An 18,948-nucleotide genomic window follows, 5' to 3' on the forward strand; every position below is an offset into this window, starting at 1 on the left:
TGCGGTGCAGACGCGGCGGCCTGCGGCCAACCGGAACGTGGCGGGCGGGCATACGCGGCTGCCCGCCTATGCGGCGGGCGCTGTGGGGCGCGTGCTGCTGTGTCATGGCGCGCATGTGCTGCCCGACAGCAATGCGCATGGCTTGGGCGAATCTGCCGAGCCGCTATATGGCGTGGTCTTTGCCGCGTCCGACCTTTGGGCCGAGGCAGAACACCCCGGCGATGAGGTCGTGCTGGACCTGTGGCAAAGCTATCTGGAGCCTGCATGATGACGCCCAAGTTTCAGGAGGCGGTGTTTGATGAACCGGTGTTTCAGGAACTCTGGCATGCGCAGGTTTTTGCGCTGACCGTGCATCTGGCGCAAACCGGCGTGTTTTCCTGGCCCGACTGGGCGGCGGGCTTTGGCGCCGTGCTGGCCGAACATGGTTTGCAAAAAGAGCTGAACGGTGGCGAGGATTATTTCCTCGCCTGGGTCGAAGCGCTGGAGCGGCTGCTGGCGGCGCGGGGGCTGGCAGAGGCCGGTGATCTGGGGCGGCTCAAATCCGCCTGGGAAGCGGCCTATCTGGCAACGCCGCATGGTCAGCCGGTACACTTGGCACCCGGGGACTAAAGCATTTCGGGTTAAACCCGAAACGCTTTAGCGCAGGATTTTGCGTATTTGGCAAAGAGAAGACGCGGGAGTTTATTCCTCGACATCATCCATGTCGACCTGACCGGAGAGTTTGCGGCGCAGGATGCTCCAGCTCAGGCCTATTCCCAGCACCAGCGACAGGGCGAGCAGGCCGATCCAGAGGGTGACGTCGCGGTTGGACAGGTCGAGCAGACCGTAATCGTACAGCACCCAGAGCAGGGCGGCGACCAGCGCAAGGATCAGCAGCATGCCGAATCCGCCGATCGAGCGCAGGGTGGCGCGCAGGTAGATAAGATAGCCCACCATCAGGATCAGCCCCAGAAGCACGGTCAGCGGCAGCTGCGTCTGATAGTTGTTGGCCGCCCATTGCACGTAGCTGATGGGGGTGGGGTTGTAGGTCACCACCAAAAGCGCAAGGGCACAGAGCCAGCGTGTCAGGAATCCCATGTTATCTGTCCGTCTGCTGCCCCGGTTGAGGGCCCTTGATGGCGTGAAGCCTTTGGGCTGTCCAGTCTTTTGCAATTTCGTGGTTTCGCTGGGCCTGATGCCTCGTTATACCGACGCGGGTTTGGAACCGCAGCAAAAGGTCGTGAGACATGGCAAACGTGGTCGTCGTAGGCGCTCAGTGGGGCGATGAAGGCAAAGGCAAGATTGTGGACTGGCTGAGTGAGCGCGCCGATGTGATCGCGCGCTTTCAGGGCGGGCACAATGCCGGCCATACGCTGGTCATTGACGGGAAGGTGTTCAAGCTGTCCCTTCTGCCCAGCGGGATCGTGCGCGGCGGCAAGCTGTCGGTGATCGGCAATGGCGTGGTGCTGGACCCCTGGCACCTGAAGAAAGAGATTGAGCAGTTGCGCGGGCAGGGTGTGACCATCACGCCCGAGACGCTGATGATTGCCGAGAATGCGGCGCTGATTCTGCCGATCCATGGCGAGCTGGACCGGGCGCGCGAATCTGCGACCACTGTCGCCAAGATCGGCACGACGGGACGTGGCATCGGCCCGGCCTATGAGGACAAGGTTGGCCGGCGGTCGGTCCGCGTGGCGGATCTGGCCGATGATGCGACGCTGGTGGCGCGGGTCGACCGTGCGCTGGTGCATCACGACGCGCTGCGCCGGGGTCTGGGCCTCGAAGAGGTGGATCGCGAGCGTCTGCTGGCGGATCTGCGCGAGATCGCGCCGCTGGTGCTGGAATATGCCGCGCCGGTCTGGAAGGTGCTGAACGAAAAGCGCCGCGCCGGAAAGCGTATCCTGTTCGAGGGGGCGCAGGGCGCGCTGCTGGACATCGATTTCGGCACCTATCCGTTTGTGACCTCGTCCAACGTGATTGCGGGGCAGGCGGCGACGGGCACGGGGATCGGGCCGGGCGCGATTGATTTTGTCCTTGGCATCGTCAAGGCGTACACCACCCGCGTCGGCGAAGGCCCGTTCCCGGCCGAGCTGCATGATGCAGATGGTCAGCGGCTGGGCGAGCGGGGCCACGAGTTCGGCACCGTGACCGGCCGCAAGCGGCGCTGTGGCTGGTTCGATGCGGTGCTGGTGCGTCAGACCTGCGCGACGAGCGGCGTGAACGGCATTGCCTTTACCAAGCTTGACGTGCTGGACGGGTTCGAGACGCTGAAGATCTGTGTTGGCTACGAGCTGGACGGCGCGCGGCTGGATTATCTGCCCACAGCGGCGGATGCGCAGGCCCGCTGCACCCCGATCTACGAGGAAATGCCGGGCTGGTCGCAATCGACCGAAGGCGCGCGCAGCTGGGCGGACCTGCCCGCCGAGGCGATCAAATATGTGCGCCGCGTGGAAGAGTTGATCGATTGCCCGGTGGCGCTACTTTCCACCTCACCCGAGCGCGAGGATACGATCCTTGTGACCGATCCTTTCGAAGACTGAAGCGGAGAAGCCGATGGCCCTGAGCTACAAGACCCGTCGCCGGTTGTCGGCGCTGATCCTGCTGGTGGGGCTGCCGGTCTACATCATTCTGGCGATTTCCATCGTGAACCTGTTCGAGCGGCCGCCGATTCTTGTCGAACTGCTGGTTTACGTGGTGCTGGGTTTGCTTTGGGCGGTGCCGTTCAAATATGTTTTTCGCGGCGTGGGGCAGGTCGATCCCGAAGAGGGATCGTAACACCCCCACCTGCCGCGGGAACGGAACAAATCAAAACGGCGGACCGAAGGGTCCGCCGTTTGTGCATGAGGGAGGAGTGCCGAGTGGTCAGCCGACCGCGCGCTTGTCCGGTTTGAATCGGCTCTGTGTGGAGGCGGTGAAGCGCCCGCCCTCCATTCTTTCGATCTTGCCGTCGCGCAGAAGCTGGCCGAATGAGTTCAGACGGTCCTCGCGGGTGGTGTTCTGCGTTTCCACGGCGCGCAGCTTGGTCATCAGCTGGGGGCGAGAGAACTGTTTGCACCCCTCGATGAAAGTGAGGTAGGCGGCTGCGGCTTCGATCCGCTCTGATAGGTCCTGTGCGCCGACGGTGTGGACAAAATCGACGAAGGCCTCATCGGAACTTTCCGTCGCCAATGCGTCCCTGGGGACGAGGTCAACGCGCTGTTCCCTGACCAGCGTGAGGGGGGCGTGGGCATTTCTGCGCTGCACCACCAAACTGGCCGAATGTTCGCAGTCACGCGGAATCCCAAGGTTGGCCAGATCGGCGCGATAGGGGGCAGCCTTGTCTGCATCCCTCTTGCGGTCAAGGATACGGTCGGCGCGGGCAGCTGCCACGGCTGCGCGCAGATGCGCGATGGCGCTGCGGCGGCGGTTGCCTTCGGGTTCGCTCATCTGGCTGTTGGTTTCGTCCATCAGGCGATCAAGCGCCGTACTGTTGCCGACTTCGCCGATCCTGTGTTGTGTCAGCAAGGCCCGCGCGGGACTGCCCATGCGCATGGATTTGCGGATGCCTTCCCGTGCAAGATGTTCGACGGCGGCGTCCATGGCGGCGCTGTCCTTTTCATCCTCGTCAAAGTCCCGGTCAAGTGCTGCCGCCACATCCGCCAATTCGCGGGCCAGATCCGCCTTTTGTTCGAAGGAGAGGTCAGCAGGCGGCACATCCTTTGCGCCTGCACCGACCATATCAAGCTTGCCCCCCGGGAGGATGTCGAAACCAGAGCGTTTCGCCCCCGCAGCCAGAGGATGCCCGGCGACGATATCTTCGGCTGCGACAAATTCATCAAGGGAGATCACTGCGTGCCCCGCGCGACGATCATGCATCCTGTCGTCCATGTCCGGGGCCGCCGTCGGGACGGTGGGCAGTGTGGGGGCTGCGGCGTCAGGGCCGGTCTGGGATGAGGCGATCTGTGCTGCCAGCGGATCTTTCGGGACTGCGCAAATAACGATGCGTGCGTCTTCGACCTGAACATCGACGGGCTGCCCGATCCGGTCTTCGATGATGAGGGCCAGGGTTTGCGCATTGGGCGGGGCCAAGGTGCTTGTACTGGACGAAGGGTCGTTCAGGGCTAGGTGGCGGTCAAGAAATTCGGAGATGACATTGAACGGTTCAAGGGGGGTTTCAAACCCCTCCAAGCTGCAGGAAAAGCTCCTGTAGGTGACTCTGAGAGTCTTGTTTGCACTGGCCATTGAAAACTCACTTTTTAAAATTCCCGCACGTATCGCTGTGGCCTATACACAAGGCCAAAGAGGATCGAATACATGGCGCGAAAGGTACTATTTTGAGGCGACATTGTGGTTTGTTCCGATTACATACATGAGAAACGCATGAAAGTTCCGAATATTTGTGACTCTCGCGCTGTTTTGTTGGTTGGCGGGGCGGTGCTGGAGCCCGCAACCCTGATCCTTCTGGCGGGTAAGGCAGGCGCGGTGGTGGCCGCCGATGGCGGCGTGGACAGGTTGCGCGCCGTGGGGATCGCACCGGATGCGGTGATCGGAGATATGGATTCCGCCAGTGCCGAGGCGATTGCTGCCTTGCCGCCGGGGGTGCTGTACAGGGTGGACGAGCAGGACAGCACCGATTTTGACAAATGCCTGCGTCATATCGCGGCGCCGCTGGTGCTGGGGTATGGATTTCTGGGATCGCGTGTCGATCATCAGTTGGCGGCGATGACCGTGCTGACGCGCTATCCCGAACGGCGCTGCGTGCTGGTGGGCGAAGAGGACGTGCTGATGCTGTGCCCGCCTGATCTGCGGCTGGATCTGCCGCTGGGCAGCCGGTTGTCGCTGTATCCGCTGGCGGTGGTGCGCGGACAGTCCGAGGGGCTGAAATGGCCGATTGATGGCCTGTGTTTTCAGCCCGACGATCGTGTCGGCACGTCGAATGCGGTCTCGGGGCCGGTCAGGCTGCGGTTCGACGCGGCGAAGATGCTGCTTATTCTGCCGGTGTCTGCGCTGGATCCGCTGATGGCGGCGCTTGACGCGACGCCTGCATCATGGCCCGCTCTCTGATCACGATGTAAAGCCCGGCGGCGATGGTGATGCAGATGCCCACCGTCGCAAGCGGGTTGGGCAGATCGCCGAAGATGCCAAAGCCGATCAGCGTGGCGATGGGGATTTCCAAATATTGCATCGGTGCCAGCGTGGCCGAGGGCGCGTAGCGCAGCGACCAGGTCATCAGCAGATGCGCAAGTGTGCCAAGTCCCCCGATTCCCGCGAGCAGGCCCCAGGTGGACGGGGTGGGTGGCTGCCATTCCAGCGCGGGCATGAGTTCTGCTGGAATCAACAGCATGGCCGGGGCGATGATCAGCACCGCCATGACGCCGCTGACAGCTTGCAGGCCGATGGGGTCTGTTTCCTTGGCGATCTGGCGGGTGACGAGCATGAAGACGGAAAAGTTGACGGCGACGCCCATGGGCAGCAGGGCGGGCCAGCCGACCTCTGAAAACGCGGGCTGGACCACCAGCAGCGTTCCGATAAAGCCGACGAGGCAGGCCAGAAGGCGACGCAGGCCAACCTCTTCTCCCAGAACGAAATGCCCCAGCAGCAGCATGAGGAAGGGCATGATGAAGGCGATGGCAATCGCATCAGCCAGCGGCAGGTACTTGAGGGCCGAGAACATCATGCCGATGCCCAGAATATGCAGTAGGGTGCGCAACATGGTCAGCCACAGGATCCGCCCGCGCATCCGCCACAGGCGCCGCCCCATAATGATGAAGGGAATCAGCAGAATCGCCTGCAGCCCGAAGCGCACCAGCAGCAGCTGACCAATCGGCACCTTGCCGCCAAGCAGTTTTGCCACCGCATCCCCCATGGGGGCCACGACGCAAAAACCAAACATCAGCAGAATGCCCAGAAGGGGATTGTCCTTGTTCATGGCGCTGACGCTAGCCAGAGTTGCGGGGGCTGGCAAGGCTCTGCTTGGAGGGCGGCGCAAGTTGTTTTCTCTCCCATGACGGTAGTCGCCGCCGTGTCCGCGCCTGCTGCATTTGGCAACACCTCAGCAGTTGGGGACGTTGACGGCGAGCCCGCCCAGAGAGGTTTCCTTGTAGCGTTCAGACATGTCGGCGCCGGTCTGGCGCATCGTCTCGATACAGGCGTCCAGCGGGACAAGGTGCACGCCGTCGCCGCGCAGGGCGAGGGAGGCGGCCGACACGGCCTTGATTGCGCCAAGGCCGTTGCGTTCGATGCAGGGCACCTGCACCAGCCCCTTGACCGGATCGCAGGTCATGCCGAGGTGATGTTCCAGCGCGATTTCGGCGGCATTCTCGATCTGTTCGGGCGTGCCGCCCATGACGGCGCAGAACCCGGCGGCGGCCATCGCGGCGGCAGAGCCGACCTCGGCCTGGCAGCCGGCCTCGGCGCCGCTGATGCTGGCGTTGTATTTGACGAGGCCCCCGATGGCGGCGGCGGTCAGCAGGAAATCGGGCACACGGGATTTGCTGGCCGAGGGCACATGGTCGAGCCAGTAGCGGATGGTCGCGGGCACCACGCCGGCCGCGCCATTGGTGGGGGCGGTGACCACCTGACCGCCGGCGGCGTTTTCCTCGTTCACCGCCATGGCATAGGCCGACATCCAGTCGTTGATTGTGTGCGGCGCGCTCTGGTTGAGGCCGCGTTCGGCCAGCAGGGCGTCATGGATCGCACGGGCGCGGCGTTTCACCTTGAGCCCGCCGGGCAGGATGCCATCATTGGCAAGGCCGCGGTCGATGCAATCGCTCATCACTTGCCAGATCCGGGTGAGGCCGGTGTCGAGGCTGTCGGGCGTGCCGCGTGCCAGTTCGTTGGCGCGTTTCATCTGCGCGATGGACAGGCCCGAGGCCTGCGCCATGGCGAGCATCTCGTTCGCGGATTTGAACGGATAGGGCACGGGCGCGCCGGTGTCGGTGTCCTTGCCCTGCGCGAGTTCATCCGCCGTCAGAACAAAGCCGCCGCCGACCGAGTAATAGGTTTCCTGCAGGATGACGTCGCCCTGCGCATCGGTGCCCATGAGCACCATGCCATTGGCATGGCCGGGCAGGTTGGGGCCGAAGTCGAATTTGAGGTCATGGACCGGGTCGAATTTCAGCTCGGGCAGACCCTCGGGGGTGAGGGTATGGGTGTCGCGGATCTGCTCCAGCGCGGTCTGTGCGGCCTCGGCATCGTAGGTGTCGGGGCGGAAGCCGGCGAGGCCGAGCACGGTGGCGCGGTCGGTGGCATGGCCGACGCCGGTAAAGGCAAGGCTGCCGTGCAGGGTGGCGCGCACCCCGGCGCAGTTGAAGGGCGCGGCGCGCAGGGCGTCGAGAAAGCGCGCCGCGGCGACCATCGGCCCCATGGTGTGCGAAGAAGAGGGGCCAACGCCCACCTTGAACATGTCGAAGACGGAGAGGAACATGAGGGGGGTCCTGTCAGAGGGGGCCTGAGTGCGCGGTTGCGGCACTGTTGCGCGCTTCGCGGGGCGCTGCAAGGGCAGTGGTCCCTGTCGGGGGGCCGGGCGTGATCCCATTGTGCGCCTGCGGCGCGCTTAGGTTTGTGCGCCTGCGGCGCGCTGGGCGCTGGAGCGGGTTGCGAGGCGAGCCCGCCATGGTGGTGTTGCGCTGGCTGTGATGCGGCGATTTCACGCTCGCCTGCGTGGCCCAAGTTTTCTATACCCGGCGCGAACCAGAGGAGAGCTGTCCCATGTCCCAAGATCTGTCCCCCGTCGAGCGGGCCAAATATGTCGCCGCGCGGCGCGCCGCCGAGTTTGTTGAGGAGGGGATGCAGGTGGGGCTGGGGACCGGGTCGACTGCGGCCTGGATGGTGCGGCGTCTGGGTGAGCGGGTGCGCGAGGACGGGCTGAAGATCCGGGGTGTGCCGACATCAACCCGCACGGCGGAGCTGGCCCGCGAGGTCGGGATCGAGGTGATCACGCTGGAAGAGGCGGGCTGGCTCGATCTGACCATCGACGGCGCCGATGAATTCGACCACGCGCTGAACCTGATCAAGGGCGGCGGCGGCGCGCTGCTGCAGGAAAAGATCGTGGCGACGGCGAGTGAGCGGATGATCGTGATTGCCGATGCTGCCAAGGATGTCGGCACGCTGGGGGCCTTTCCTCTGCCGGTGGAGGTCACACCCTTTGGCTGGCCGGTGACACAAGGGCTGGTCGAGAAGCTGCTGGCGGCGATGGATGTGCCGGGGCGCGCGGTGGCGCTGCGCCGCGTGGGGGAGCGGCCCTATGTCACAGACGAGGGCAATCACATTCTGGACCTGCAGCTGGGGCGGATCGAAGATCCTGCTGCGCTGGCCTTGGCGTTGAATCAGATTCCCGGCGTGGTGGAAAACGGTCTGTTCATCGGTCTTTGCACCCTTGTTGTCATCGGCCATGGCGATGGCAGGGTCGAGCTGCGCGAAGTGGCGGCCTGAATGCGCCGGGCCTGCCGTCTGCGCGGGCTGTTGGATCCGGAGTGAGGGGCGCTGCCCCTCACGCTCCCCGGGATATTTAGGGGCAGATGAAGACGGGCGCCTGCGCATCACCTGTCCTTAAATATCCCCGCCGGAGGCATCGCGGCGGTGGGGCCGGGCATGAGGGTCACGTTGGCTTGGGGATTTCCGGACTGAGGCACTGGCCAAGTCAGGGGTCCTGTGTGATACCTTCGCCCCGAGACTTGAAGGGGACGGGCCATGAGCGACTTTGACTATGATCTCTTTGTGATCGGCGGCGGATCTGGTGGCGTGCGCGCTGCCCGGGTGGCGGCCGGTGAGACGGGCGCCAAGGTCGCTCTGGCCGAGGAAAGCCGCTATGGCGGCACCTGCGTGATCCGGGGCTGTGTGCCGAAAAAGCTCATGGTCTTTGCCAGCGAATTTGCCGGAATAGCGGCGGATGCCGGGCTATACGGCTGGGAGGTCACGACGGGCGGGTTCGACTGGACGGCGTTTTCGGGGCGGCTGAACGGTGAGCTGGACCGGCTTGAGGGTGTTTACCGCAAGCTGCTGAGTGGTTCGGGGGTCGAGACCTTTGATTGCCGCGCGACGCTGAAGGATGCGCATACGGTTCTGCTGTCCAACGGTGAGGAAAAGACCGCCAAGCACATCCTTGTCGCTGTGGGCGGGCATCCGGTGCGTCCGGATATGCCGAATGCCGATCTGGGCATCGTGTCGGATGATATCTTTCACATGGAGGCGCTGCCCCGGTCGATCCTGATCGTGGGCGGGGGCTATATCGCCTGCGAATTTGCCTGCATCCTGCATGGGCTCGGCGTGGATGTGACGATGTATTACCGCGGCGCGCAGATCCTGCGCGGCTTTGACGAAGAGGCGCGCGGGCTGATTGCCGAAGAGATGACGCAGCGCGGCATCAAGATCCACAACGGCACCAATCTGGTCGAGATGCGCTGTGCCGAGGAGGGCGAGGCGCCCGAGGGGCTGGGTGCGTCGATCCAGCAGATGGGCGAGGGTGTCGGCGACAGTTCGATGGGCAATCAGGGCGGCCATGGCGGTGGTACGCAAAAGGGGCCGATCTGGGTCAAGGCGACCAATGGCGACACCAAGGTCTTTGACCGGGTTCTGTTCGCCACCGGGCGCAAGCCGAACACTGAGGGCCTGGGGCTGGAAGACCTGGGCGTGAAGCTGGGGCGCAACGGGCAGGTCGTTGTGGATGAGTACAGCCAGACCGCCGTGCCGTCGATCTATGCGATCGGCGATGTGACCGACCGGGTGAACCTGACGCCTGTGGCGATCCGCGAGGGCATGGCCTTTGTCGAGACGGTGTTCAAGGGCAACCCGACGCCGGTCGATCATGCGCTGATCCCGAGCGCGGTGTTCACCCAGCCCGAGCTGGGCACCGTCGGCATGACCGAAGAGGCGGCGCGCGATCAGGAGGAGATCGAGGTTTATTGCACCTCGTTCCGCCCGATGCAGAGCGCGTTCATCGGCAAAGCTGACCGGGTGCTGATGAAGCTGATCGTGTCCAAGGCGAGCCGCGTGGTTCTGGGCTGTCATATCGTCGCGCCCAATGCCGGCGAAATGATCCAGCTTGCGGGTATCGCGATCAAGATGGGCGCAACAAAAGAGGATTTTGACCGTACTGTGGCGGTGCATCCGACCATGTCGGAAGAGATCGTGACCATGCGCAATCCGGCGCGCAGAGCTTGAATTTCGTGCAGGATTGCACAGTTTAGGGCATAAGCGTCGAGAACAATATGACCGAGAGGGAAAGACACCACATGGCAGGCAACAACGGCGGCCCCTGGGGCGGCGGCGGAAGCGGACAGGGCGGCGGCGATCGCGGTAACAACGGCGGCGGTGGCAGACGACCCGAGGGAGGCTCTTCGCAGATCCCCGAGATCGACGAGCTTGTGAAAAAAGGCCAAGAGCGTCTGCGGGTGCTCATGGGCGGTCGTGGCAACGGCCCGAGGACCGGAGGTACCGGCGGTTCCGGCGGTGGTGGTCCGCTGATGACGCGCAGCACGGTGATCATCGGGGCGCTGGTGGTTGTGGGCCTTTGGGCGTTCAACAGCTTTTACACCGTGAAGCCCGAAGAGCAGTCGGTCGAGCTGTTTCTGGGCGAGTACTCCTCTACCGGTAATCCCGGTCTGAATTTTGCGCCTTGGCCTTTCGTGTCCTACGAGGTGGTCAACGTGACATCAGAGCGGACCGAGAATATCGGCAACCGGCGTGGTGGCAATGGCGATGGCCTGATGCTGACCACCGATGCCAATATCGTCGATATCGAATTTCAGGTGGTCTGGAACATCAATGATCCGGCCAAGCTGCTGTTCAACATCCGCGACCCGCAGCTGACCGTCGGCGCGGTGTCGGAATCCGTCATGCGCGAGATCATCGCCGCCAGCAACCTTGCCCCCATCCTTAACCGGGACCGGGGTCTGATCGCCGATACGGCCATGGCCGATGTGCAGGCGACGCTGGACGAATATGAAAGCGGCATCAACATCGTGCGTGTGAACCTTGAGACTGCCGATCCGCCCAGCGAGGTGATCGATTCGTTCCGTGAGGTGCAGGCTGCCGAGCAGGAACGCGATCGTCTGCAGCGTCAGGCCGATGCCTATGCCAACCGCGTGCTGGCAGAGGCGCGCGGTGAAGCGGCGCAGATTCAGGAAGAGGCCGAGGGGTATCGTGCCCGCGTTGTCAACGAAGCGCTGGGCGATGCGAGCCGCTTTACCTCGGTTCTTGAAGAATATTCCAAGGCCGAGGATGTGACGCGCAAGCGTCTGTATCTTGAGACCATGGAGAAGGTGCTGGGCAACGTGGACAAGATGATCCTCGACAAGTCGGTGGCTGGCGGTGACGGGCAGGGGGGCGGCGTTGTGCCATATCTGCCGCTGAACGAGCTGGGCCGACGCACCACGACGCAGGGGGGGAACTGAGCCATGAACAAGCTGAATATCATCCTGATCGCGGCTGCGGTCATCGTCATCGGCATATGGTCGTCGGTCTTTGTGGTGGACGAGCGTGAAAAGGCGCTTGTGCTGCAGTTCGGCCAGATCAAGGCCGTCAAGGAAGAGCCGGGGCTGGCGTTTAAGATCCCGTTCATTCAGGACGTTGTGAAATATGACGACCGTATCCTGAGCCTGGACACCGAGACCATCGAGGTCACGCCGTCCGATGACCGTCGTCTGGTCGTCGACGCCTTTGCCCGTTTCCGCATTGCGGATGTGGTACAGTTCCGCCGCGCTGTTGGCGTGGGTGGCATGCGGGCCGCCGAGGATCGTCTGTCTTCAGTCCTGAATGCGCAGATCCGCGAAGTTCTGGGTGCGGATCAGGTGACATCCGACACGATCCTGTCCGAAGATCGTCGTCTGCTGATGACGCGGATCCGCGATCAGGCGCGGACGTCGGCAAGCGGTCTGGGTCTGGACGTCGTTGACGTGCGGCTCAAGCAGACAAACCTGCCGGCGCAGAACCTTGAGGCGACGTTTGCCCGTATGCGGGCCGAGCGTGAGCGGGAAGCCGCAGACGAGATCGCCCGTGGTAACGAGGCGGCGCAGCGTGTACGCGCGCTTGCTGACCGGACCGTGACAGAGACGCTGTCCGAAGCGGACCGGGATGCCAACATCATCCGCGGTGAAGCAGATGCGCGCCGCAACGAAGTCTTTGCCGAAGCCTATGGCAAGGACCCGGAGTTCTTTGCCTTCTACAGGTCGCTTCAGGCCTATGAGACGGCGCTGACGGGTGACAATTCGACCATGGTGATGACGCCGGATTCGGAGTTCTTCAACTACTTCAAATCCGAACGTCCCGGGATGCCACAGATGGGCCAACCGGCGGCCCAGCCTGCCGCGCAATCGGAGGTGCAATCGCAGGCACCTGCTGCCGAAGCGCCTGCCGAATCTGCGGCGCCTGCGTCGGCAGAGGCGGCAGAGCCCGAGGCTGACGCAAATGCCGACCCCGAAACTGGCGGAACCGTGTCGCAGTAATGCGGGATATTCTGCTGGGGATCGGAATGGTTCTTGTGATCGAGGGGCTGGTGTACGCACTGGCCCCTTCGCTTGTCGAACGTCTGCTGGAAGCGTTGCGCGCCATGCCGATGGAGGCGCGGCGCAGATTCGGGCTTGGCGCTATTGCCATTGGCGTGCTGTTTGTCTGGTGCGCGCATCAGGTCACCTGAGGGTGGTGCGATTTGCGGCAGAGCCGGTTGAAAAGCGCGGATTGCGAGGCCGGGTTAAGGGGGCGTTAACCCCGTTGCGGCCAGAGTGGCGGAGTTTCAGTGGGGTGCGTGCTTTCGGTTGCTGACCTTCACGATCCGGTCACTTCCGCTTGATCCGGCAAGTCTGTCTTTGAGTGTTGCCGGACTGCGCCTATGTTCACTAGTGTAAAGAGGCCTGAACGCCGCCGCGCGCCTGATCCTCATGAAAAAGGAGTTCCACTTGAAACCCCAAGCAATTGCCCGGAGACGTGATACCGCAACACCGCTGCGTCTGTTCTGGCTGTCGACGCTGTCGATGATCCTGATCCTGTCGACATCGCTCATGGCCGCGGCTCAGGGCGGCGCGCCGCAAAGCTTTGCCGATCTGGCCCAGCGGATCAGCCCGTCGGTGGTCAATATCACCACCACGACCACAGTTGCCGGTCGGACCGGCCCGCAGGGTATCGTGCCCGAAGGATCGCCGTTCGAGGATTTCTTTCGGGAATTTCAGGACCGCAATGGCGGTGGGGAAGAGCGGCCGCGCAGATCTTCGGCGCTGGGCTCGGGATTTGTGATTTCCGAAGACGGATATGTGGTCACCAACAACCACGTCATCGAAGGCGCGGATGAGATCGAGATTGAATTCTTCGAAGGCTTTACCCTGCCCGCCACGCTGGTCGGCACAGATCCGAACACCGATATTGCCCTGCTCAAGGTCGAGGCGGAAACACCGCTGAAATTCGTGAACTTTGGCGACAGCGATGCGGCCCGGGTCGGGGACTGGGTCGTGGCCATGGGCAACCCGCTGGGGCAGGGGTTTTCCGTCTCGGCCGGGATCGTCTCGGCGCGCAACCGCGCCCTGTCGGGCACCTACGACGATTACATCCAGACCGATGCGGCGATCAACCGGGGCAATTCCGGCGGTCCGCTGTTCAACATGAATGGCGATGTGATCGGGGTGAACACCGCGATCCTGTCACCCAATGGCGGATCAATCGGCATCGGGTTTTCCATGGCGTCGAATGTGGTCAAGCGGGTGACTGCCCAGCTCAAGGAATATGGCGAGACGCGCCGGGGCTGGCTGGGCGTGCGCATTCAGGATGTCACCGACGATGTGGCCGAGGCGATGGGTCTGAACGGCACGGTTGGCGCGCTGGTTACGGATGTGCCCGAGGGCCCCGCAATGGAATCCGGGATGAAATCAGGTGATGTGATCCTGAGCTTTGATGGCAATGACGTGGCCGATACGCGGGGGCTTGTCCGGCAGGTGGGAAATACCGAGGTGGGCAAGACCGTGCGTGTGCTGGTCAACCGCGAAGGCAAGACGGAAACGCTGCGAATCACTCTGGGGCGCCGCGAAGAGTCTGAAAATCCTGTGCCCGCATCGCAGGTGCAGCCCGAGGAAGACGCCCCCGCCGAGGTGGACCTTCTGGGTCTGACCTTGATTCCGCTGAGCGCTGAGATGCGCGACCAGCTGCAGCTGCCCGAAACGATCAAGGGTCTGGCTGTGACGGCAGTGGATGAAACCTCTGAAGCTTTTGAAAAGGGGCTGCGCAGTGGTGACGTGATCACAGAGGCCGGGCAGAGCGCCGTGCAGACCGTTGCAGAGCTGCAGGATCGGATCACAGAGGCTGAAGAGGCCGGTCGCAAGTCGCTGTTGCTGCTTGTGCGGCGCGGCGGTGACCCGCGGTTTGTGGCGCTGAGCCTGCAAAGCGAATAATCCGTTCAGAACTGAACGCATCAAAGGCGTCCCGGAAACGGGGCGCTTTTTCGGTTGGCATCCTTTCTGAAGATTTTCAGATTATTTTTCGCAATTTTTTAACTTTTGCTGTGCAACCTGAGGGGGTGAAATTTCTCTTTAGATACGCCTTTTGGTGTGGATCTGTGGGGATGTGCCGAAACCGACCGCTTCTCTTTGCCGTGGGACGTCATCTGGAGTGACAGCGCCGGGGTTTTGGAGAGCGTGCCGAAACAGGGGGGGCATCATAGTGGTTTTGGAGAGTGTCGCTGATGCAACCTTGTACAACTGTCGCTTTTGAAGAGCCGGAAAATGCCATTCTCAAGGGCATTTGCATTTCAATATGGAAGGCCAGCGAGCCGATATTCCTGGTGGATGATCTGGGGAGCATTCTTTTTGCCAATGAGGCTGCGGATGCGCTGACCTGCCCGCATCTGCCCGAAACACTCGGTGCGCTGGGCAGCACAGAAGAGGTGGATCCTGATGTCGTGCTGCAGCGGGCGACGGGCCAGTCGGGCGGCTGCGATCTGCGTTTCACGCTGAGATCGGGAGAGTCGTTTGTCTTTTCGATCCGTGGGCTGGAGTTTCAGCGCAGCAACGGGCGAAAGTTGGCGCTGGTCCAGATGGACGCGGCCAAGACAATGGTCAGCAATCTGATCGCCGTGCAGGCGGCGGCGGAAACAGCGCGGGACCGGCTGCGCCAAAGTCTGGCCGCGCAGGTGGTTTTGCGCCGGGAAGCGCAGCGCCTGCGCCATCTGGCCAAGACCGATCATCTGACCGGCCTTCTGAATGCGGCGGCCTTTGCACAAGAGGTGGAGGCGACCCTGGACGGAGCCGACGGGCAGGCGGGAACATTGCTGTATCTGGACCTCAATGGATTCAAGGCGATCAATGACCGTTTCGGACACGCGGTGGGGGATGCGGTGCTGGCCCGGATTGCCCAGCGTCTGCGCACCGAGTTGCGCCAGGATGACCTTATCGCACGGCTCGGCGGGGATGAGTTCGGGGTCTGGCTGGGAGGCCTCCCTTTGGAGGACTGCAACAGTGTGATGAGCCGGCTGACAGAGGCGCTGTCGCAACCGGTGCAGCTGTCGCAGCCAGAGGCACCGATGCTGATCGACACCGTATCGGCTGCGCTCGGCTATGCCCGCTGGCCCGAAGATGGTGCCGACGCCACTGCGTTGCTGCGCATGGCAGACAGCCGGATGTATGCAGCCAAGCACAAGGTGGGACGGCCGGAACGGATCACGGGGATCGGGCCAGCCGAGAATGCTGTCGCTGCCGTCTCTCGGGCGACGAGCTTGCGGTCATGGATCGGCCGGGCTCTGGCGGCCCTGTGCCTGTCGCGCCGGGGTCGATCTGCCCGGTCAGAATTAGGCGGGCATTCCCGCGAGGTCGTCCCCAATGGTGCAGAGGTCGATCAGGGAGGATGAGACGCTGCGTCGCGAAGGGAGCTGATCACGCCACTGGGGCGCTTATGGCGTTCGATGCGCCATGCCAGACAGGGCAATTTTTCCCTGTTCCAATGGGCGATCTGTCCGGGTGCTTCGCGCGCATTCCCTGAACAAATATGGAACATGTGACATTTGGGACAACTGCAGAGCGCCTGTGGGCGCAAAAGGGCTGGCAGGTTGTTGTGCGCTTCACTAGGTACGTTCCCAGATACGTTTCAGGAGAAAGATTCACATGGCAAAGATCACCTATATCGAGCACAACGGCACCGAACATGTGGTCGAAGTGGCCAATGGTCTGACCGTCATGGAAGGCGCGCGGGACAATAACATTCCCGGGATCGAGGCCGATTGCGGCGGCGCCTGCGCCTGTTCGACCTGCCATGTCTATGTGGACCCGGCGTGGGTCGACAAGCTGCCCGCCAAAGAAGACATGGAAGAGGACATGCTGGATTTTGCATTCCAGCCCAATCCCGAACGGTCGCGTCTGACCTGCCAGCTGAAGGTCAGCGCGTCTCTGGATGGTCTGGTCGTCCAGATGCCCGAAAAGCAGATCTGATGCGGCGCGGCGTCCGGGGTCGCACTGTCTGCGGCGTCAGGCGCGCCGCGCGCTGAAAAGGTCTACCTTGTTGCCGATGTTGCAGGGAGCACCCCGACACTGGGGTGAGGGCGGCCAGGGCTTCTGCTCGATTTTCTTATTCCTTGGATCTCCCAGATGTGGCCCGGTTTGGCCATGGTCGTGCCAAAAAACTGGTTGCCTCCGGCGGGGATATTTAGGGACAGGTGAAAACAGGGGCCGCTTTCATCTGCCCGAAAATATCCCGGGGGGGTCTCCGGCCATGGGCCGGAGACGGGGGCAGCGCCCCCGAAACAACGCTGCAGATCAGAGCGCGCGCCATCCGATATCGTCCCGGCAGAAGCCACCCGGCCAGTTGACCTGCTCCAGAAGCGCATAGGCGCGCGCGCGGGCCTCTTGCAGGGTGGCGCCCCTGGCTGTGGCGTTCAGCACACGGCCCCCGGCGGACAGGATCTGTCCGTCGGACTGCTCGGTCCCGGCGTGGAACATCATGGTGGAACTGTTCTCGGGCAGGGTGCCTAGCCCTTCGATCACATCACCTTTGGCATAGTCGCCAGGATAGCCGTTTGCGGCCATCACCACGGTCATGGCGTGGTCATCTGCCCAGTTCACCTGAATCTCGTCCAGGCGTTCCTCGGTGCAAGCGTGGATCAGGTCGAGCGCCTGTGCGCCGAGGCGCAGCATCAGGACCTGGCATTCCGGGTCACCAAAGCGACAGTTGTATTCCACGAGCCGCGGACCTTTTTCAGAGATCATCAGGCCGACAAACAGCACCCCCTGATAGGGTGTGCCGCGCCGTACCATTTCGGCAAGGGTCGGGCGGACAATTTGTGCCATCGCCTGTTCGGCCAGCGCATCGGTCAGCACCGGGGCGGGGGAATAGGCGCCCATGCCGCCGGTGTTGGGGCCGGTGTCGCCTGCGCCCACACGTTTGTGATCCTGCGCGGTGCCGATGGGCAAGGCGTTGGTGCCGTCGCAGAGCACGAAGAACGAGGCCTCTTCGCCGGTCATGAACTCTTCGATCACCACTTCGGCGCCGGCGCCGCCAAAGGCGCCGCCGAACATGTCGTCAATGGCGGCTTCGGCCTCGGCCAGGGTTTCGGCGATGATGACGCCCTTGCCTGCCGCCAACCCGTCGGCCTTGATCACGATGGGCGCGCCTTGGGTCTGAACGTAAGCCTTGGCCGCGGCGGCATCGGTGAAGTGGCCATAGGCGGCGGTGGGGGCGTTGCAGGCGTCGCAGATTTCCTTGGTGAAGCTTTTCGACGCCTCAAGCCGTGCTGCGGCGGCGGAGGGGCCAAAGACCAGCAGGCCTGCGTCGCGCAGCCGGTCCGCCACGCCAGCGGCCAGAGGTGCCTCCGGCCCGACAATGACCATGTCGATGGCATTGTCGCCAGCGAATTCGGCCACGGCGCCGCCGTCGAGTATATCCAGGCGCGCGCATTCGGCGATCATGGCAATCCCGGCATTTCCGGGGGCGACGATCAGCTTGTCACATTTCGGGTTCTGCAGGGCGGCCCAGGCCAGCGCATGTTCGCGCCCGCCGCTGCCGAGAATAAGGATGTTCATGGGGCGCGCTCTCCTGCTTGGCCTTCGTCGCCCCGCGTTCTAAGGTTGCAGGCAGGTAAGAGCAAGCGAGGCCAGATGTCCGATTTGATCGACGACGCCCCAGAGGGCGCAAATGCGCCGGAATTCACGGTTTCCGAACTTTCGGGGGCGGTGAAGCGCGTCATTGAGGGGGAATTCGGATTCGTCCGGGTTCGGGGCGAGGTGGGGCGCGTGTCGCGGCCCCGGTCCGGCCATGTGTATCTGGATCTCAAGGATGACCGGTCGGTGATTTCCGGGGTGATGTGGAAGGGCGCGGTGTCCAAGCTGCAGACCCAGCCCGAAGAGGGCATGGAAGTGGTGGCCACCGGGCGGCTGACGACTTTCCCGGGACAGTCGAAATATCAGATCGTGATCGACGACATCCGCCCGGCCGGCATGGGCGCGCTGATGGCGATGCTGGAAAAGCGCAAGGCGGCGCTGCAGGCCGAGGGGCTGATCGAGGCGTCGCGCAAGCGCGCGCTGCCCTATCTGCCCGAGGTGATCGGGGTCATCACATCGCCTTCGGGGGCGGTGATCCGGGATATCCTGCACCGGCTGCGCGAGCGGTTCCCGCGCAAGGTGCTGATCTGGCCGGTGGTGGTGCAGGGCGCGAAATGTGCGCCCGAGGTGACCCGCGCGATTGAGGGCTTCAATGCGCTGACACCGGGAGGTGCGATTCCGCGGCCCGATCTGCTGATTGTGGCGCGCGGCGGCGGGTCGATCGAGGATCTTTGGGGGTTCAACGAAGAGAGTGTGGCGCGGGCGGCGGCAGCCAGTGAGATTCCGCTGATCTCCGCTGTGGGGCATGAGACGGATACGACGCTGATCGACTTTGTCTCGGACCGGCGCGCGCCGACGCCGACGGCGGCGGCAGAGCTGGCGGTGCCGGTGCGGCTGGAGCTTTTGGGTTGGGTCGGGGACATGCAGGCGCGGCTGGGCCGGGCGCTGGGGCAACGGCTGGAGGTGCGTGGCCAGCGGCTGCGCG

Annotated in this window: 19 protein-coding genes; 14 read left to right on the top strand and 5 right to left on the bottom strand. The window is 63.3% G+C overall.

Translation table 11 applies throughout. The annotated features are described in order from the left end of the window. Together P775_RS00510 and P775_RS00515 are read left to right on the top strand one after the other, a co-directional pair. A partial coding sequence (locus P775_RS00510; RefSeq protein ID WP_143520749.1) for an SH3-like domain-containing protein occupies nt 1-268 on the top strand: 268 nt, incomplete at its 5' end. Further along, nucleotides 265-609: a nitrile hydratase accessory protein gene (locus P775_RS00515; RefSeq protein ID WP_425439866.1), complete on the top strand. Its 345-nt coding sequence runs from the start codon at nt 265-267 to the stop codon at nt 607-609. The genes P775_RS00510 and P775_RS00515, both read left to right, overlap by 4 nt. 72 nt (nt 610-681) lie before the next feature. Here P775_RS00515 and P775_RS00520 read toward each other — a convergent pair whose 3' ends face one another. Beyond that, nucleotides 682-1,077 (bottom strand): DUF6524 family protein, encoded by a 396-nt coding sequence (locus P775_RS00520; protein ID WP_099909130.1) that lies wholly within the window; start codon nt 1,075-1,077, stop codon nt 682-684. Between the two features lie 149 nt (nt 1,078-1,226). Here P775_RS00520 and P775_RS00525 point away from each other — a divergent pair, with 149 nt between their 5' ends. After that, a complete protein-coding gene (locus P775_RS00525) occupies nt 1,227-2,519 on the top strand; it encodes an adenylosuccinate synthase (RefSeq protein ID WP_099909131.1) in 1,293 nt (430 codons plus the stop codon). Between the two features lie 13 nt (nt 2,520-2,532). Beyond that, a complete protein-coding gene (locus P775_RS00530) occupies nt 2,533-2,754 on the top strand; it encodes a DUF2842 domain-containing protein (protein ID WP_099909132.1) in 222 nt (73 codons plus the stop codon). 87 nt (nt 2,755-2,841) lie between these two features. Here the strand turns inward: P775_RS00530 and P775_RS00535 are convergent, their stop codons facing one another. Then, on the bottom strand, nt 2,842-4,146 hold the full coding sequence (locus P775_RS00535; protein ID WP_099909133.1) for a hypothetical protein: 1,305 nt from the start codon (nt 4,144-4,146) through the stop codon (nt 2,842-2,844). Between the two features lie 192 nt (nt 4,147-4,338). Between P775_RS00535 and P775_RS00540 the strand changes: the two genes are divergently transcribed. Next, entirely contained in the window at nt 4,339-5,022 is a 684-nt protein-coding gene (locus P775_RS00540; protein WP_099909134.1) for a thiamine diphosphokinase, read from the top strand. Here the strand turns inward: P775_RS00540 and P775_RS00545 are convergent. Both P775_RS00545 and P775_RS00550 read right to left on the bottom strand, forming a co-directional pair. After that, on the bottom strand, nt 4,946-5,887 hold the full coding sequence (locus P775_RS00545; protein ID WP_099909135.1) for a DMT family transporter: 942 nt from the start codon (nt 5,885-5,887) through the stop codon (nt 4,946-4,948). The two genes, P775_RS00540 and P775_RS00545, sit on opposite strands and share 77 nt — an antisense overlap. Before the next feature lie 123 nt (nt 5,888-6,010). Beyond that, nucleotides 6,011-7,384, bottom strand: coding sequence for an L-serine ammonia-lyase (locus P775_RS00550; RefSeq protein WP_099909136.1), 1,374 nt, complete (start codon nt 7,382-7,384; stop codon nt 6,011-6,013). Between the two features lie 284 nt (nt 7,385-7,668). Here P775_RS00550 and rpiA point away from each other — a divergent pair, with 284 nt between their 5' ends. The 8 genes from rpiA to P775_RS00590 all read left to right on the top strand — a co-directional run bounded on the left by rpiA (nt 7,669) and on the right by P775_RS00590 (nt 16,358). Further along, the gene (rpiA, locus tag P775_RS00555; RefSeq protein WP_099909137.1) at nt 7,669-8,391 is read left to right on the top strand and encodes a ribose-5-phosphate isomerase RpiA; all 723 of its coding nucleotides are present in this window, start codon (nt 7,669-7,671) and stop codon (nt 8,389-8,391) included. Between the two features lie 258 nt (nt 8,392-8,649). Continuing rightward, nucleotides 8,650-10,119, top strand: a complete 1,470-nt coding sequence (locus tag P775_RS00560) for an FAD-dependent oxidoreductase (protein WP_099909138.1) — start codon at nt 8,650-8,652, stop codon at nt 10,117-10,119. Nucleotides 10,120-10,190: 71 nt separating this feature from the next. Beyond that, a complete protein-coding gene (gene hflK, locus P775_RS00565) occupies nt 10,191-11,351 on the top strand; it encodes an FtsH protease activity modulator HflK (RefSeq protein WP_099909139.1) in 1,161 nt (386 codons plus the stop codon). Nucleotides 11,352-11,354: 3 nt separating this feature from the next. Then, nucleotides 11,355-12,401 (top strand): protease modulator HflC, encoded by a 1,047-nt coding sequence (hflC, locus tag P775_RS00570; protein WP_099909140.1) that lies wholly within the window; start codon nt 11,355-11,357, stop codon nt 12,399-12,401. Further along, complete coding sequence (locus P775_RS00575; protein ID WP_099909141.1) at nt 12,401-12,592, top strand: DUF2065 domain-containing protein; 192 nt, start codon at nt 12,401-12,403, stop codon at nt 12,590-12,592. The genes hflC and P775_RS00575 overlap by 1 nt, the downstream gene beginning before the upstream one ends. 259 nt (nt 12,593-12,851) lie before the next feature. Further along, complete coding sequence (locus P775_RS00580) at nt 12,852-14,330, top strand: DegQ family serine endoprotease (RefSeq protein ID WP_425439867.1); 1,479 nt, start codon at nt 12,852-12,854, stop codon at nt 14,328-14,330. Nucleotides 14,331-14,620: 290 nt separating this feature from the next. Continuing rightward, nucleotides 14,621-15,781, top strand: coding sequence for a GGDEF domain-containing protein (locus P775_RS00585; protein WP_099909143.1), 1,161 nt, complete (start codon nt 14,621-14,623; stop codon nt 15,779-15,781). A gap of 253 nt (nt 15,782-16,034) precedes the next feature. Then, entirely contained in the window at nt 16,035-16,358 is a 324-nt protein-coding gene (locus P775_RS00590) for a 2Fe-2S iron-sulfur cluster-binding protein (protein WP_099909144.1), read from the top strand. A gap of 324 nt (nt 16,359-16,682) precedes the next feature. On the opposite strand, the gene purD is transcribed toward P775_RS00590, so the two are convergent. After that, entirely contained in the window at nt 16,683-17,945 is a 1,263-nt protein-coding gene (purD, locus tag P775_RS00595) for a phosphoribosylamine--glycine ligase (RefSeq protein ID WP_099909145.1), read from the bottom strand. 75 nt (nt 17,946-18,020) lie between these two features. Here purD and xseA point away from each other — a divergent pair. Continuing rightward, a partial coding sequence (xseA, locus tag P775_RS00600) for an exodeoxyribonuclease VII large subunit (RefSeq protein ID WP_099909146.1) occupies nt 18,021-18,948 on the top strand: 928 nt, incomplete at its 3' end.

Origin of the sequence: Puniceibacterium antarcticum (genome assembly GCF_002760615.1) — a bacterium.
GTDB classification, from domain to species: Bacteria; Pseudomonadota; Alphaproteobacteria; order Rhodobacterales; family Rhodobacteraceae; genus Puniceibacterium; species Puniceibacterium antarcticum.

What these genes read in the sequence shown, in the direction of transcription:
- P775_RS00515 (WP_425439866.1), top strand. Translation starts at nt 265, where the DNA reads ATGATGACGCCCAAGTTTCAGGAGGCGGTGTTTGATGAACCGGTGTTT.
- P775_RS00520 (WP_099909130.1), bottom strand. Translation starts at nt 1,077, where the DNA reads ATGGGATTCCTGACACGCTGGCTCTGTGCCCTTGCGCTTTTGGTGGTG.
- P775_RS00525 (WP_099909131.1), top strand. Translation starts at nt 1,227, where the DNA reads ATGGCAAACGTGGTCGTCGTAGGCGCTCAGTGGGGCGATGAAGGCAAA.
- P775_RS00530 (WP_099909132.1), top strand. Translation starts at nt 2,533, where the DNA reads ATGGCCCTGAGCTACAAGACCCGTCGCCGGTTGTCGGCGCTGATCCTG.
- P775_RS00540 (WP_099909134.1), top strand. Translation starts at nt 4,339, where the DNA reads ATGAAAGTTCCGAATATTTGTGACTCTCGCGCTGTTTTGTTGGTTGGC.
- P775_RS00545 (WP_099909135.1), bottom strand. Translation starts at nt 5,887, where the DNA reads ATGAACAAGGACAATCCCCTTCTGGGCATTCTGCTGATGTTTGGTTTT.
- P775_RS00550 (WP_099909136.1), bottom strand. Translation starts at nt 7,384, where the DNA reads ATGTTCCTCTCCGTCTTCGACATGTTCAAGGTGGGCGTTGGCCCCTCT.
- rpiA (WP_099909137.1), top strand. Translation starts at nt 7,669, where the DNA reads ATGTCCCAAGATCTGTCCCCCGTCGAGCGGGCCAAATATGTCGCCGCG.
- P775_RS00560 (WP_099909138.1), top strand. Translation starts at nt 8,650, where the DNA reads ATGAGCGACTTTGACTATGATCTCTTTGTGATCGGCGGCGGATCTGGT.
- hflK (WP_099909139.1), top strand. Translation starts at nt 10,191, where the DNA reads ATGGCAGGCAACAACGGCGGCCCCTGGGGCGGCGGCGGAAGCGGACAG.
- hflC (WP_099909140.1), top strand. Translation starts at nt 11,355, where the DNA reads ATGAACAAGCTGAATATCATCCTGATCGCGGCTGCGGTCATCGTCATC.
- P775_RS00575 (WP_099909141.1), top strand. Translation starts at nt 12,401, where the DNA reads ATGCGGGATATTCTGCTGGGGATCGGAATGGTTCTTGTGATCGAGGGG.
- P775_RS00585 (WP_099909143.1), top strand. Translation starts at nt 14,621, where the DNA reads ATGCAACCTTGTACAACTGTCGCTTTTGAAGAGCCGGAAAATGCCATT.
- P775_RS00590 (WP_099909144.1), top strand. Translation starts at nt 16,035, where the DNA reads ATGGCAAAGATCACCTATATCGAGCACAACGGCACCGAACATGTGGTC.
- purD (WP_099909145.1), bottom strand. Translation starts at nt 17,945, where the DNA reads ATGAACATCCTTATTCTCGGCAGCGGCGGGCGCGAACATGCGCTGGCC.